Annotated in this window: 8 protein-coding genes; all 8 read left to right on the top strand. The window is 42.6% G+C overall.

Annotation, left to right across the window (positions count from 1 at the left end; translation table 11 throughout):
• Positions 1-48 precede the first annotated feature (48 nt).
• The 8 genes from K6V26_RS17370 (at position 49) to K6V26_RS17340 (ending at position 16258) form a co-directional block, all read left to right on the top strand.
• On the top strand, positions 49-1044 hold the full coding sequence (locus tag K6V26_RS17370; protein ID WP_224263430.1) for a FecR family protein: 996 nt from the start codon (positions 49-51) through the stop codon (positions 1042-1044).
• 154 nt (positions 1045-1198) lie between these two features.
• Positions 1199-4621, top strand: a complete 3423-nt coding sequence (locus tag K6V26_RS17365; protein ID WP_007654782.1) for a TonB-dependent receptor — start codon at positions 1199-1201, stop codon at positions 4619-4621.
• Between the two features lie 12 nt (positions 4622-4633).
• Positions 4634-6415, top strand: a complete 1782-nt coding sequence (locus K6V26_RS17360; protein ID WP_224263429.1) for a RagB/SusD family nutrient uptake outer membrane protein — start codon at positions 4634-4636, stop codon at positions 6413-6415.
• A complete protein-coding gene (locus tag K6V26_RS28570; RefSeq protein ID WP_255420035.1) occupies positions 6416-6544 on the top strand; it encodes a hypothetical protein in 129 nt (42 codons plus the stop codon).
• Positions 6545-6880: 336 nt separating this feature from the next.
• Positions 6881-8464 carry a glycoside hydrolase family 43 protein gene (locus K6V26_RS17355; protein ID WP_224263428.1) on the top strand — a complete coding sequence of 528 codons (1584 nt, stop codon included), beginning with the start codon at positions 6881-6883 and terminating at the stop codon, positions 8462-8464.
• 113 nt (positions 8465-8577) lie between these two features.
• On the top strand, positions 8578-11070 hold the full coding sequence (locus K6V26_RS17350; protein WP_224263427.1) for an outer membrane protein assembly factor BamB family protein: 2493 nt from the start codon (positions 8578-8580) through the stop codon (positions 11068-11070).
• 7 nt (positions 11071-11077) lie between these two features.
• Positions 11078-13594, top strand: coding sequence for a beta-galactosidase GalB (galB, locus tag K6V26_RS17345; RefSeq protein WP_195584280.1), 2517 nt, complete (start codon positions 11078-11080; stop codon positions 13592-13594).
• Positions 13595-13993: 399 nt separating this feature from the next.
• On the top strand, positions 13994-16258 hold the full coding sequence (locus K6V26_RS17340; RefSeq protein WP_224263426.1) for a hypothetical protein: 2265 nt from the start codon (positions 13994-13996) through the stop codon (positions 16256-16258).
• The last annotated feature ends 63 nt before the right edge of the window (positions 16259-16321 follow it).

Raw genomic sequence — 16321 nt, 5'->3', positions numbered from 1 at the left:
CCGGTTGAGATGTGTATTATTCTAAACAACCGGAAAATTTAGCTGTATATGCAAGATAAAGATATATTATTTGAGGAACTAATGAGTAACTATATTTCAGGTTCCATAACGGACGAGGAGAAGGTTTCTTTGTTCGCTTTGGTAGAGGAGTCTGATTTATACAGAGAGCGGTACAACGAGATGGTAAAGTTGTATGCACTTCTTCATGTTCCCGCCTTCGAATCTCAGAAAGAAACCAGATATGCCTATTTGAAAGAATGGTTGCATCTAACCTCCGGAGTTACTTTCCGGCGCCGGTGGTTTATCTATGCACGAAACGTTGCAGCAATCCTTTTATTGATGGTTTCTGTTTCCATCGGTTCTATTTTTACATATAATGAATTGGATGAATCAGGCGAGCTGCTATATAATGAAATGGCTGTTCCTCTGGGTTCGCAAACCAAAGTGGTTCTACCAGACGGTTCAACGGTAGTCCTTAATTCCGGCTCTGTCTTGAAGTATCCGTTATCATACGGGAAGAAGGAGCGAAATGTTTATTTGGTAGGTGAGGGTTATTTTGAAGTGGCAAAAAATGTCGAAAAAGTTTTTCAAGTCTATGCAGGTGGTATGCAAGTGAGAGTGACTGGAACAACATTTAATCTTCGTTCGTATCCGGAAGACTCGGAGACGGAAGTGGCATTGATCAATGGTGGGGTAGATGTATTGGCTAATAATAAACAAGTCCGTTTGAAACCGGATGAAAAAGCGATATATAATCGTGAAACAGGTACCTTATATAGCGAAACGACAGATTCTCATAAATCATCTTTGTGGACAACCGGACGGTTGAGTTTTGTGAATGCTTCTTTCCTGGATATATTGAAAGATATAGAACGGAAATACAATGTAAAGATTCGGGTAGAGAGTGATAAAGTTGCAAATGAATACTTTACCGGAAGCATTAATCTGACAATGTCACTTCAGGAAGTGTTTAATTTTATTGATGTGGATAAAAAGTATCGTTTCGAACAGAGTGGAAGCGTAATCATGTTGAAAGACAGGTAAAACTGCGATTAAAATAGGATGTTTAACTTTAAAAGAGAATATATGGAAAACACAGGTTAAAAAAAGAATCGGAGATGGTTGGCACTTCTCTCCGATTCATTGAATGATTTTTTTGAATTAATTAGTTGTTAACTAACGAAATCGTTACAAAAGTATGAAAAGAAAGTATTTCTCAATCAAACAATTGGGTTTATTTTTGGCGATGGGCGTAATATCCACTTCTGTATATGCCAATACGGCATTACAAAGCGTAAAGGTTACCGTAAATCACAAAAATGCCCCTATTAGTAAAGTTCTTGATGACATAGAACAACAAACAGGTTATTCAATCCTGGTACGTAATAATGATATTAATATCAAACAGAAGGTTACGGTAAATGTAACTGGTTCTTTAAATACAGTTTTGGCAGATGTGTTTGAAGGAATGGAGGTGAAGTATAATGTTGAAAATAAAACAATCTCTATTTATAAAGAGAAAACACCGTCGTTTGTGGCTTCATCTGTGAACCAGGACAAAAAAACAGTTACAGGTACTATTGTCGACCAAAATGGCGAACCTATTATCGGAGCCAATGTCTCTATCCCAGGGACAACTACGGGTACCATAAGTGATGTGGATGGAAGGTTCTCTATCGAAGTCCCCGAAAATGCGCAGCTTCAAATTTCTTTTATCGGTTATCTTAGTCAGGTAATTTCGGTCGAAAATAAAACCGTTATTAACGTTAAACTGCAAGAAGATACTCAAAAGTTGGATGAAGTGGTTGTAGTCGGCTATATGACACAGAAAAAGGGGTTGTTGACCGGATCTGTAGAACATATGCGAGTAGATGAACAGATGAAGACATTACCTACAACTGCTGCCGGTAATTTGTTGGCAGGTAGATTGGCTGGAGTCAATGTCAGTACTCCGAGCGCAGCTCCTGGTTCGAATCCGGATGTGTCTATTCGTACTGTATCTGCTTGGGAAAGAGATAACAAGAAACAACAACCGGTGTGTTATGTTATTGATGGAGTAATTCGTGATGCAAGTGATTTCAATAACTTGTCTCCCAACGAAATTGATGATATCACAGTCTTAAAAGATGCTGCATCTGCTGCGGTGTATGGTTCTCGTTCTGCTGGTGGTGTAATTTTGGTAACAACTAAGAAAGGTAAATTAGGAAAACCAACTGTAAACTATTCTTATTCTTATGCAATAGATACTCGTACAAAGAATATGGATTTAACCAGTGCTGTAGAGGCAGGAGAGTTATATGGACGTATTAACGGTGACACAGACCCGGCAGGATGGGCGTGGTCTCAGGAAGAGTTGGATTATTTCAAGGGAATCAATGATGGTTGGGGATATGACCAGTTGGATCTTATTTGGCGTAATCCAAGTACACAGACACATAATATTAGTGTAAGTGGTGGTAATGAAAAGATACGTTATTTTGCCGGTGGTTCCTATGTGAAACAGGAAGGTTTCATGGAACCTATGACTTACGACAAGTATAACTTACGTTTGAATGTGACGGCTGATATTACCAAAGATTTAAAGGTTGAAACTGGACTGTCTTTAAACAATAACAAGCAAGGGCTTTTAGCTGAGGATTATGATGAAGTGAACCGTGATACATACACAAAGCTTCGTATTTGGCAACCAGATCAACCTGTTTATACTGACAGTGGGCAGTATATTGATTACGGTTGGATCGGAAACGTAGGTGCTAAAGCTGCAGGTGCTGGTGGTTACAGAAAACATGAATATCTGAAACCTCAAATGCTTGTCAGCGCAACTTACAAAGCTCCGTTCCTCGAGGGATTGAGTGCTAGGGTAGCTTTCAGTAAGCAGTGGTATCATGAAGCACAGAAGAAATTCTATAAGTCATACGAAATGCAGATTATGCAGCGTACAGGGCCAAATAATCGTATTATGTCTACTAATGATAACGATATCATTGGTGTAAAAAAATCTACTTGGGGGTTGCCTAATGGTAAGGATATGATTGAACGTGTGTCTAAATGGAATGATAATATGCAACTTAACTTCCAGTTGAGTTATGACAAGGTGTTCAACAATGTACATCATGTAAGCGGTACGTTTGTAACAGAGTGGTATGAAGCTAGTGGGACAGGTGTAACCGGTGGTCGCGAATCATTCCCGCTTTATTTAACAGACCAGTTCTGGGCTGCTAGTGATGCACGTGCTGATAGTTGGGCAAATGGGGATGTGGATTGGCAAGATGGACGTATGTCGTATATTGGTCAGTTTAGTTACGATTATGCGAACAAGTACATGTTTACATTTTCTTTCCGTGAGGATGGTTCAATGAAGTTTGCTCCTTCTCAGCGTTGGGGATTCTTCCCAGCTGCATCTGCCGGATGGGTACTTTCAGAGGAAAGTTGGTTTAATACGTCAAAAATCAACCGTCTGAAAGTCCGTGCTTCTGCTGGTCTTACCGGTGACGACTCGGTTGGCGGATGGCAATGGATGGAATCTTATGAAGCCGGGAAAAAAGCTTATTTTGGTAAATCTCCTGCCCAAAATGTAGGTTTGACTTATGGCAAAGTTGTTAATCCGGATATGACTTGGGAGAAATCATTCAGTTTCGATTTAGGTGCTGATATGAACTTCTTGGATCATTGGGATCTTTCTTTTGATTATTGGTATCGTAATACCTATGATATTTTGGATACACGTGTTGTTTCAACTCCTACCACTTTTAGCCAGAAACTTCCTGCAGAAAATTATGGAGAAGTTCATGCACAGGGTATTGATTTGCGGTTAGGTTATAATGGAGCGTCTGGTGACTTTACTTACTTTGGTAATTTGACAGCTTCTTATGGTTGGAATGAGGTTGTCACGAAGGATTATGCCGAGAATGCTAAATGGTTTGATGTTCCTGTAGGACGGTCTTTAAGTTATATCACAGGTTTGGAAGTTGATCAAATTATTCGTACTCAAGCAGATTTGGATGCTTTCAATGCTGCACATCCTAATTATCTGCATAAAGGGCAAAAACCTGAATTGGGTATGATGGTCTACAAAGATCTTTCAGGTCCACAGGGCACTCCTGATGGAATCATTGATGATTGGGATAAGACGATCTTGAAGAATAAGAATAATCCGTTTATCGTTGGTTTAAACTTGGGTGGAACTTGGAAAGGTTTCGGACTTGACATGATGTTTACAGGCCACTTTGCAGAATACAAATGGGCTGATGACTTAGCAGGTGGTGTAGAATGGAACCGTATGTGGCATGATTGGTATGACAATAGTTGGACTTCAGAAAATCCGAATGCAGAATTGCCAAAAAGAAAGAGTGCAAATGTTACTCGTACTTATGATGACAAGAGTGATTTCTGGTTGAAGAAGAATAATTATCTCCGTATGAAATATTTGACAGTAAGTTATACTTTACCGGAGAACCAGTTCTACAACAAAGTTTTTAACAATGTGCGCTTGTTCTTTACAGGCACTAACTTATTTGTTCTGGGTGGTTTCAATAAGAATTATTATGATCCTGAAATTGGTCAAGGTAATGAATTCCCGATTTCACGTTCATTTAACTTTGGGATAGATGTAACTTTCTAAAAAAGCATGTGTATGAAAAAGAATATATTGATATTAGGATTGTTCCTGTTAGGTATGGGTAGTTGTAGTCTTGATTACGAAAACAAAGAGGCTATAACTCCAGACAATGTTTGGACAGATAAGGCTATGATTAATGGCTTCCTAAACGATATTTATGGTCGTATAACACCGGGATGGCCTGTTAATGCCAACAATACTGATGAAGGTATGAACGGACCTACAAGTATGAATGACTTTGCAAGAGGTAACTATACCGTTGAATTGCAGGGACAGAAGCTGGATTATGAGAAAATAGACCGTATCAATTTCTTCTTGAACAAATTGGAAAATGAGGTGACTATTCTTAATGACGAAGAGAAGAAGCAGTTGATGGGACAGGCTCTGTTTTGGAGAGCTTGGGATTATTTTGATAAAGTAAATACGGTAGGAGGTGTACCCCTGATTCTTGAAGTACAGAATATAGCAGATGTACCGTCTTTGTTCGTATCTCGTAATTCTACGTCTGAATGTATAACGCAGATTTTAAAAGATTTGGATGATGCGATCTCTTACTTGCCAGATTCGTATGATGACAAGGGGTATGGTCGTATTGACAAAGGTGCTGCAATGGCTTTTAAGGGACGTGTATTGATGTTTTATGCCAGTCCGATGTTCAATCCGAACAACGATGCTTCTCGTTGGGAAACTGCTTACAAAGCCAATAAGACTGCACTTGATTATTTGACAGCCCAAGGTAAAGGTTTGTATAAAGGTAATTTTGCCGATATCTGGTATGACGAACAGAATTGTGAAGCGATTATGGTGAACCAATTCTACTATCCGGATCATGCTTTTGATCAAAAGAATATCCGTCCAGAACCGCTTACTCGTGATGGTGCGAATGATAATCAGGCTATTTTGTCTTTGTTGATGGCTTTCCCGAAAGCAGATGGTACTAAATTGGAATTGGATGTAACTCGTTTATCTGATCCTGCATACAACCAACAATTTATGACTGAATTCTATACGAATCGTGATCCTCGTTTCCATGCTACTATTTTCTGTCCGGGAACAATTTATCCATGTACTAATGTACAACTTGAGGGTGGACAGAAGTATTGGAATGCTTGGTATGAACAAGAAGTAGACGGCAAGACTCAAATGAACTCATTGGTGGATTTTCAAACAGGAACTTCGATTGGCGGAGGTATGTCCGGTTATTTCCAAAAGAAAGGATTAGACGAAAGTTTGAATAATGCTTCTGTTTATCAGGCAGAAACAGACTGGATTGAGATCCGTTTTGCTGAGGTTTTGATGAATTACGGCGAATGTGCCAACGAAATCGGTAAAACTCAGGAAGCTTTGAATGTATTGTATCAAATTCGTGAACGTGCCGGTATAGAAAATACGACTGGTAATTATGGAATCACTGCTACTACCCAAAGTGATATTCGTGAGGCTTATGTAAATGAACGCTTTGTTGAATTTGCTTATGAAGGTAAACGTTGGAATGATTTACGTCGTTGGAAACGTTTCGATATATTGAATAACTTGAAGCATCGCTCAACTCTTTATGCTGTAATTAACGATAAGGCGGATGCAGAAGGATTCGATTTTACAAAAGATATGTTCGATCCGGAAGTTCGTAAAATGTTCCATTTTGTTTATATAGAGAATGTAGATAAAGACGATCTCTACACGTTCAATTTGGATGAGAAATACTTGTTCTATCCAATCCACAAGGAGGCACTTGACCGTAATTCCAAACTGGAGCAGAACGATGCATGGGGCGACACTTTCGACCCGTTGAAATAAGTGTTTGATCTGAATTTCAGTACTTCGGTCACACGTTTGAAACAGGCGCGTCTGATTGACTATCTGGTGACGTTGTATGTCGGTGCGCGTCCGGACAATGGAGAGAGTGACAGGCCTGAGATAGAATAGGCTTGGATGAGATAAGCTCCGATACTTAAGCAGGGTATGCTTGGGTATCGGGGCTTACTTTGTTTTTGAGGAGTATGTTAAGGTGGTTAAAAGCACTAATAATCCACTGAAAAGGCAGTTTTTTGCTATGTTTTGGCAAATAGCCAACCTTTACTTTTGTTCGGTGGGGAACGTTCTGTTATCCGGCTGTAATTCGAATACGTCTCAATCTTTTCAAACCGATTATTTCGGTATTGATGTTGATTCGTGCGGTTGTTTCAATAAAAGTTTTTGCGAATGACTAAAGTAATAAGTATTGGGGTATATATTGATTAAAATTGACAAATAATAAAATCTATGAGTTTGAAATCAAGTTTAGCCATTGTTTTATCATTGATGGCTAGTTATGTTGTGGAAGCGCAACAGGTTTGGAATCCTGACAACGGCAACGGGACTTTTACGAATCCTATCATGTGGGGTGACTGGCCGGACCCGGATGTTATTCGGGTGGACGATAAGTTCTATTTCGTGTCTACAAGTATGAATTATGTGCCCGGATGTCCGATTGCCGTGTCGAAGGATTTGGTCAATTGGGAAATGGCCGGCTATGCGGTCGATCGTTATGATGAGGACCCACGTTTTGACATGCAAGGAGGAACAATGTACATGAATGGTTCGTGGGCAGCAACGATACGCCACCATAACGGTAAGTTTTATGTCGGTTTTTGTACGCCTAAAGGGTGGGGAAACGAACAAGGTCATTTCTCGATTTGCATAGCCGATAAGCCGGAAGGACCGTGGGAGCGGACGATATTTCCGGAGTATTTGTATGATCCGGGATTGTTTTTCGATGATGACGGTAAAGTATATGTAGTCCATGGCCAGCACCGGTTGTTCATTACAGAACTGAATGAAGATGTGAAATCTGTTAAAGGTAAACCTGTAGAGATTTGGGAGAAAGGATTTAAAAATAGCTGGACCTGGGGACCGAATTTCGGCATGGAAGGTGCTCACATGTATAAGATAAACGGCATGTATTATATCACTTGTCCGGCAGGAGGTACGGAAGGTTGGCAGGTCTGTCTCCGTTCGAAGAATATTTACGGTCCGTATGAACATAAGGTGATTGTGGAGGATGCGACATCTTATCCGCCCAACGGACTGCACCAGGGGGGAATGGTACAATTGAAGAATGGCGATTGGTGGTTTATCATCATGCAAGACCGTGGTCCTATCGGCCGTGTACCTCATTTGTTGCCGGTGAAGTGGGTAGACGGATGGCCCATGTTGGGAGTCGACGGTAAGGATGTGATTACCTATCCGAAACCGGAAGTGGGAAAGAAACAACAGCGGTTGGCATCTCCGGCCACGACAGACGAGTTTAACGGTAAACAGTTGGGATTACAATGGCAATGGAATCACAATCCTGACAATACGAAATGGTCGTTGACGGAATGTCGCGGATATATGCGTTTGAAGGCCTCGCAAGCCCCGAAGTTATATGAAGCCCGTAATACATTGACCCAGCGTGTGCAAGGTCCGTCTTCGGAAGGTTCGGTGGAGATGATCGTGTCAGGAATGAAAGATGGCAATGTGGCAGGACTGGGAGTTTTCCAGCTCCCTTATGCTTATGTGGCAGTGAAGCAGGAAGGCAGCAGCCGTAAGATTGTCATGTATGACGGTGACAAGGAGATTGAATCGGTGGATAACTTTAAAGGCGACAAGATTTGGTTCAGGGCACGTGTCATGGACAAGAATTTTACGGCACGTTTTTATTACAGCCTGGATGGGGTGAATTACTCTCCAATCGGTAAAGAACACAAGATGGAGCTGGGATTGCCTTGGACCGGCAATCGTTTCGCTTTGCTCAACTTCACCACGAATGCGGAAGGCGTGGATGGATATGTTGATTTTAACTGGTTCCGGTTTACGAATAAATAGCAAAGGTGACGTTTAATTGCAATAATAATCCACGGAAAAGGCAGCTATTTGTTATTTTAAATAGCGATAGCCGTTTTTATATTTGCATGGACTAATTTGTTAATATTTAAAGCATGAAAAAAATAATATTGGGAATGTTGTTGGCATTCCCTGCCATCGTGTCGGCGCAACATACCGGCAAAGTTTTTGTAGACGCGAACCATAATGGGCGTTGGGACAAAGGTGAAACCTTGATGAAAGGAATATCGGTTTCCGATGGATTAAACGTAGTTTTAACCGATGAAAAAGGATGTTTTTGTTCGCCGGGGCACGAGAAGGAGCGTTTTATTTTTATCACGACTCCTTCGGGGTATAAGACCGAGAATGCGTATTATCACCGTATTGAAGAGGGGCAGACCAGCTATGACTTCGGATTGTTGCGCTATGATGCGGTGAAAAGTGATGGAAGCCATAAGTTTATCCATATATCGGATACCGAGATCGGTGAGGAACAAGGGCAAGACGAATGGACGGAAGGAATGCGCGAATATGCCGCCAATGAAAAGGTGGCTTTTATTATCCACACGGGCGATATTTGTTACGTAGGCGGTTTAAATAACCATATCAAGGTGATGAATTCATCAAATATGCCCGAAACGCAGGTGTTCTATTCGGTAGGCAACCATGACCTGGTTGCAGGGAAATACGGGGAGGAATTATTCGAAAAGATTTATGGACCTACGTTTTATTCGTTTGAGGTAGGTAACGTGCATTACATTGTCACCCCGATGCCGAGAGGCGACCATGCGCCAAGCTACCGGTTGGATGACATGTTCACTTGGATGGCGAACGATTTGAAGCATGTCGGCAAGGATAAAGCGGTTTATGTGTTCAACCACACCATCCCCGGCGAATGTAGGTGTCCTGACTTTAAATATACGTTGAAGAATAAAGAAACGGTTGATTTGTTGGCTCATAACCTGAAGGCATGGCTTTACGGGCATTGGCATGTCAACCATATGTATACCCATCCTGATAATGGGGTTGGTGTGATCTGTTCTTCTACGCCGGTTTATGGCGGTATTGACCATGCTTCATCCGCTTTCCGTGTCATGAACATTGATGGCAAAGGCGACTTTACTTCTGATTTCCATTATTCCTATATGGACAAGCACATGGTCATCGCTTCCATTCAGAACCACCAGGCGGCCATTACCCCGGAAGGGACTATCCCCTTGGTTGTGAATGCCTATTCAACCGCCAGTCCGGTAACCAAGGTACGTTATTCTTGTACTTTCGATGGAAAGACCCTATTGGCTGGTAAGCCGATGAAACAACAAAGCGATTTTGCCTGGACGGCCGAGATGACTTTGCCACAAATAGCCGAAGGGCATTATGTGACCGTTATTGCCGAGGCTCATTATGCAAATGGGGAGATCGGTAAAAAGACGGCCTCTTTTTTGTATGACAAGCAAAATACGTCCCGGATTGTAGCCGGTGGGGATTGGACGAATCTATTGGGAAATCCGGAGCATATTGGTATTGTGAAAGATACGCTTCGTGCTCCTCGCTTGGCTTGGACGAAAAATGTCGGTTCCAACATTTATATGTCGGCACCGGTTGTTAGCGAGGGCTTTGTTTATGTCGCTTCAATTGATGATAACGAAACAGGAAAAGCGTCTCTGACCAAAATGGAGGCAACTACCGGTAATATTGTCTGGAAATGTTCGCTTAAATCATCCGTTCGCAATAGTATTGCTGTAGAATCAGATTTGGTATTTGCTCAGGATGTACAAGGTATCGTGTATGCAGTGAAGAAATCTGACGGTTCTATAGCCTGGCAAAAGGATTTGAAAATTGGCGTGACTCCAGCTTTGAACGATGGACTAATTGCTAAAGATGGCATTGTTTATGCTGGTACTGGTTATCAACTGACAGCATTTAAGGCTACGACTGGTGAAATCATTTGGCAAAATAAGGACTGGGGACGTGGAGAGGGCTGTGTGGTTACTTTGGCGTTGAGCCAGGATAATGTAATAATTGGTAGCAGACACTGGGGAGGCTTGTTCGGCAACGATGCGAAGACCGGCGAGATGCTTTGGGGCGATTGGGATTCTGATTTGCGCTTCCGTGCGGCTACTCCAGCCGTATGGGGAGATGTCATGTATGTTACCTCCGCCAATTCGTTGTTGATGGTAGAGAATAAGACTGGGCGTATCCTGATGCGTAAGAAATTGGGTGAAGGGGTCGAGGTGGCTTCTACTCCTTTGGTGACGGACGATGCGATCATCTTCGGAACTTCTACCAATGGGGTGGTAGCATTGGATAAAGAGACGTTGGAAGAGAAATGGCGTTTCAAGACTCGTGAAGCGATGATTCTCTCCGCCCCTTACCAAGGGAACCATCCGGCAACGGTGGAAGCTAGCCCGGTCATTTGTGGGGATCAGGTCTATATAGGGGCTTCCGATGGAACACTCTATGCAATCAATGCCAAAACAGGACGTTTACAGTGGCGTCATCATATGGGAGCTCCAATCTTTGCAACTGTTGCCGTGTCGGGAAATGGTCTTTTCGCAGTGGATTTTGGGGGTAATGTGTATGGGTTTGTCGGAAATTTAAAACAATAGAATCAATATGAGAAAGTTTTATTTAATTATTGCATGTATAAACATGTTCGGATTGTTGGCTTGGGGCCAACGCTCCGAATTGAATTTTGATAGAGACTGGCGGTTTGCCCGGTTTGGTTTGCAGGCGGATGGTTCGCGTGTGGAGGAACCGGATTCTTTACAGTCATATTCGTATAACGATTGGGATTGGAGGAGACTGGATGTTCCTCATGATTGGGGGATCGAGGGACCTTTCCGTATTGACTTGGATGGATATACCGGAAAATTGCCTTGGAAGGGGATCGGTTGGTATCGTAAATACTTTGAAGTATCCTCGAAGGATAAAAAGAAACGGTTTTATCTGGATTTCGATGGTGCGATGGCGAATGCCGAAGTGTGGCTTAATGGGAATAAAGTGGGCGAATGGGCTTTCGGATACAGCTCTTTTCGGGTCGATTTGACTCCGTATCTTTTGTATGATAAAAAGAATGTGGTAGCTGTCCGGCTGAATACCGAAAAGTTCGGCTCCCGTTGGTATCCCGGTGCCGGTATTTATCGGCATGTACGGTTGGTGAAAACGAATCCTGTACACGTGGGGCAGTGGGGTGTTTTTGTGACAACACCTGAAATCACAGACGAGCAGGCCAATGCCTTGGTCCATGTCGAAATACAGAATAATTTATCGGAAGCGGTAGACGGACAGTACGTGGTTGATATTTATGAACTGGATAAGGATGATGTACCGGGCGCGAAAGTCGCAGTCGTAAAGAAACAATTACTGTTGAAACCAAACCAATTGATTGGTGATACGGTCTCTTTGCTTGTGAACTCTCCTAAACGATGGAGTCTGGAGAATACTAACCGCTATTTGGCCCGTGTGTCGGTTTATAATAAAAACAAACTGGTGGATGTGTATGATGCACCATTTGGTTTCCGGACTATTCAGTTCACGCATGATAACGGCTTTCTGTTAAACGGCAAGCGCGTGCAGATAAACGGGACATGTAACCATCACGACTTGGGGGCTTTGGGGGCAGCAGTGAATAAGGTTGCCATGGAGCGACAATTGCGCATACTGAAGAGTTTTGGTTGTAATGCAATACGTACCTCTCATAATCCTCCGGCACCGGAATTGTTGGAGCTGGCAGATAAGATGGGGTTTCTGGTTATGGACGAATTGTTCGATAGTTGGACAATAGGAAAGAAAGAGTATGACTATAGTTCTTTATACGAAAAATGGCATGAAAAAGATATAGAAATGCTGATTTGCCGGGACCGGAACCATCCATCGGTTATCCTGTGGAGTACGGGAAATGAGTTACCTGAACAATATAATCCGGAACTGGGCATTGTCCGTCATTTGACAGAAGTGGTTCATCGTTTCGATACGACCCGTCCGGCTACGTTCGGAGCTTCTTATCCGAGTAAGTCTGCCGTGAATGGAACGGAATTGCAGGTGGATGTCCATGGTATGAATTATGCGGCAGGCGTATATGGAGGACCAGATTTTTATGGAGAGTTTTTGAATAAGAAAGGGCATGAGCATTTGTCGGGATATTCCAGTGAATCGAGTTCGACGATGAGTTCCAGAGGCGAATATTTTCCACGCCAACTCCATGTTTCATCTTATGATTTGACGCAACCCGGATGGGGAGGACTACCTGATTGGGAGTTTGCTGCATTGGATAAATATCCGGCCATTTGTGGTGAATTCGTATGGACCGGTTTTGATTATTTGGGCGAACCGACTCCATTTAATAGTGATGCCAGTGTCTTGTTGAATCACTCGGCTGCCATGACAGAAGAAGAACTGGCTAAGCAGCGTGAAGAATTGAATAAGATAGAACGTAACCGCCCTACGTCGCGGAGCAGTTATTTCGGTATTGTCGATTTGGCTGGTTTCCCGAAAGACCGCTATTACCTATATAAGGCGCGTTGGATGCCAGATACGCCGATGGTACATATCCTTCCACATTGGAATTTTCCCGATCGGGTAGGTAAAGTGACACCTGTTTTTGTATATAGTTCGGGGGACGAGGTGGAACTTTTCTTGAATGGCAAGTCGTTGGGAAAGAAACAAAAGCAACCGTATGAATACCGTTTCCGTTGGGATAGCGTGGTGTATCAGTCGGGAGAGTTGAAGGCTGTTGCTTATAAGCAGCATAAAAAGTGGGCGGAAACTCGTGTGCGGACTACCGGTGATCCCGTTCGTCTGAAAGCCGTACCGGATAAAACATTGATCAAAGCGGATGGCGAGGACTTAGTCTTTGTTAAAGTATCGTTGGTGGATAAAGATGGATACGATGTGCCGACAGCCGAGAACCGTATCTTCTGTAGCTTGGAAGGTGACGGGGAAATTGTTGCAACTGATAATGGTGACCCGACTTGTTTGATCACCTTTTCGGAACCGTCCCGTCCGGCGTTTAACGGTTTGTTCCTGGCTATAGTCAAAGCTAAACGAGATGGAAATAAACCGCTTCGCTTGACTATCGAGGCGGATGGTTTGGAAAAGGCGACGGTTGATATTGAGATAGATCATGAATAATAAAATAAGAACATATATGGGTTTGAAATTATGTTTAGCTATCGTTTTATCAATGATGGGCTGTCATGTTGAATACGGATGTGAAGTCGGTTAAAGATAATCCGTTGGAAGAAAAGCGTACGTTTTTTTCCAACGGATACGTACGTTATAGGGTGGGGGCCATCATGCCAGCACTACTATGTCGTCTGGCTAGCATAGTAGTATCAGTACCATTTGCACTACTTGCAATAATAATCCACGGAAAAGGTAATTATTTGCTATTATATGGGAAAGCCGAAACCTGTAATTTTGTATTTCTCTGTTTCTAAAAAGAAATTTTTTAACTAGTTTATCTAAATGTTTTTGGTACAAGAAGTGTATTCTTAATATAGACAGTAAATAAAACTTATAAATTATATCATGAAGAAAACATTATCTTTTGTAGCTGCAACTCTGTTGTTATGTAGTTGCGAGTCGGGTACACATCAATCGTTCAAAACAGATCGTTTCGGTATTGATATAGATAACCGGGGATATATCACCGGTATGTGGAACTTGACACGCGAAAGTCGTAATTTCAGTCCGGCGGACCAGCCGTCGCCCCTGTTGTCTCTTTATGACGAAGACCTGAAACGTTATTATTATCCGCAAAAGGCTCATTACAGCGGAGGCAAGTATCGGTTGGAATACGAGAACGGCTCTGTGGCAACGGTTGCTTTGGATGAGAAGACAAAATATTTCAAGTTGAAGTTGGAAAGTTTGGAACCTTATAATGGAATCGATGGTATACAGTGGGGTAATTATTATACGAATATTACCAATTTATTGGGGGAAATGATCGGGGTGGCCCGTGATACCTCGGCTGCGGTAGGTTATGCTATCGGAGCTTTGGCGTTGGATGATAATACGATTGGCGGAGAATCACGTTTTACATCCGAAACAGGTCCTTCGGGTTATATTGCCCATACGCCTGATCCGGTGAATCATCCATTACCGTTAACATTGCATGAAGGGCAACAGTTTACGATGGGAGGCGACGGAATCAACGATGTGGCTTTTTATAATCGGAAAGAATCGTATTTCCGTATTCTATATGGTAATACGGCTTTTGTTGATTGTAACGGACGAATTAATATACGCTATCATTCGCGTGATCGCCGGAAAGGTAAGATGATCTATTCTCCGGAAGGTAATCCTATCTTCCAAAACAATGAACCTAACCACATGATGCGTCAGGATGTTCCGGGAGTGGATTTCATCGGTTCGTCTATCGCTTTGTGGGGTAGCCCGGATAGTACGGCTTTGATGGAAGTTATTCAGGATATCGTTTTGAATGAGGGTTTGCCTTATCCTACTTTCCAGGGTAAATGGGTAAAAGATCCTACAACTTTCATGCCGGATCTATGTACATACGGAGGACTTATGGACAGTGTGGCGTCGTATGCGAAACAGATGGGATTGAAAGTGATTCATACGTACGACCAACCTTTCTTGCATGCCGATAGGGGAAATGGCGGTTTCATTGACGGTCCGGGACATGAAAAGAAACGCTATCATTTCACAGATAAGGATTTGTCTACTCGCGAGTATGCCGACCTGTTGGCTAAAGAGGGGTTGATTTTGGGGCGTACCTCCATATCTAACTCAATGGCACCCGGAACGAAGGATTGTAGTCCGGTACCATCGGACAGTATCTGTATTTTACACCGTCGTTTTCTTACGGAAAATTTGAACGAGACGGATACGATGATTTATATCGATGATCCTACTCATTTGGAAGAAGTAGCTTGTTGGGAAGGACATAGTCCGGAATTGAATATGGTTAAGATCGGTAAGGAATTGATTCACTATTTGGGTGTTACAAAGGAAAAACCATATCGGCTCATGAAAGTGACACGTGGTTATTGGGGGACTCGACCTGCTGCTCATGTAAAGGGGGATGCTGTGGATAAACTTCAACCTGCGGTAGGCGGAGCATATGCCGGATTGATTCCTAACCTGGAATTACAAGATGAACTGGCACGCCATTATGCCGATATTTGCAAGAACAGCGGATTGGGTATGTTCGATTATGACGGACAGGAGTTTTATTTCCACACTGGTTTTGGCGGTTATGGCGTGAAACGTTTCTTCCGCAATATGTTTGAGCAAGCGAAGAAGCATGGTTTACCGGATATTCGTTTTACGGGAGCGACTTTGTCGGAAGGCTCCTGGCATTATCAGAGCACTTGGAATGTGGGAGGCGGTTTGAATATTTATGATGTGAAGAAGCGTGTATGGGGTAGTACGACCAGTCAGGGTAAAGACCTTCGTGATGTTACTTATGCCAACTTTTTCCCGTCTTCATTTGGTGGAAACTTCCCGATTACGGCTGAGTCGACGGTGGAAGATTTTGAGCATATTGAAGCTACGGCTATCGGTTATGGTTGTACGTATGCGTTCAGGATCGGTCAGAAAGATGTAGAAAGTTGTCCGCAAAAATATGCGATATTCAATGTGGTCCGTACTTGGGAAGAAGCTCGTAGGGCAGATGCTTTTCCGACGCATATTCGTAAGATGTTACAAAATCCGGCATTGAGTTGGCGATTGGAGAAAAAGGCGGATAACAGTGGTTGGACTTTGTATCAGATGGAGAACGGACAAAAAGGACGTTCGTTTGATTTGTGTGAGAACAGTAAGCAATAATAATCCACAAAATAGGCAGCTATTTGCTATTTTAAATAGGAATAGCTGCCTTTATATTTGCGT

Origin of the sequence: Parabacteroides goldsteinii, from assembly GCF_020091425.1 — a bacterium.
GTDB classification, from domain to species: Bacteria; Bacteroidota; Bacteroidia; order Bacteroidales; family Tannerellaceae; genus Parabacteroides; species Parabacteroides goldsteinii.
Note: the sequence above shows the minus strand (reverse complement) of the source record. Positions and strands in the feature narration are given on the sequence as shown.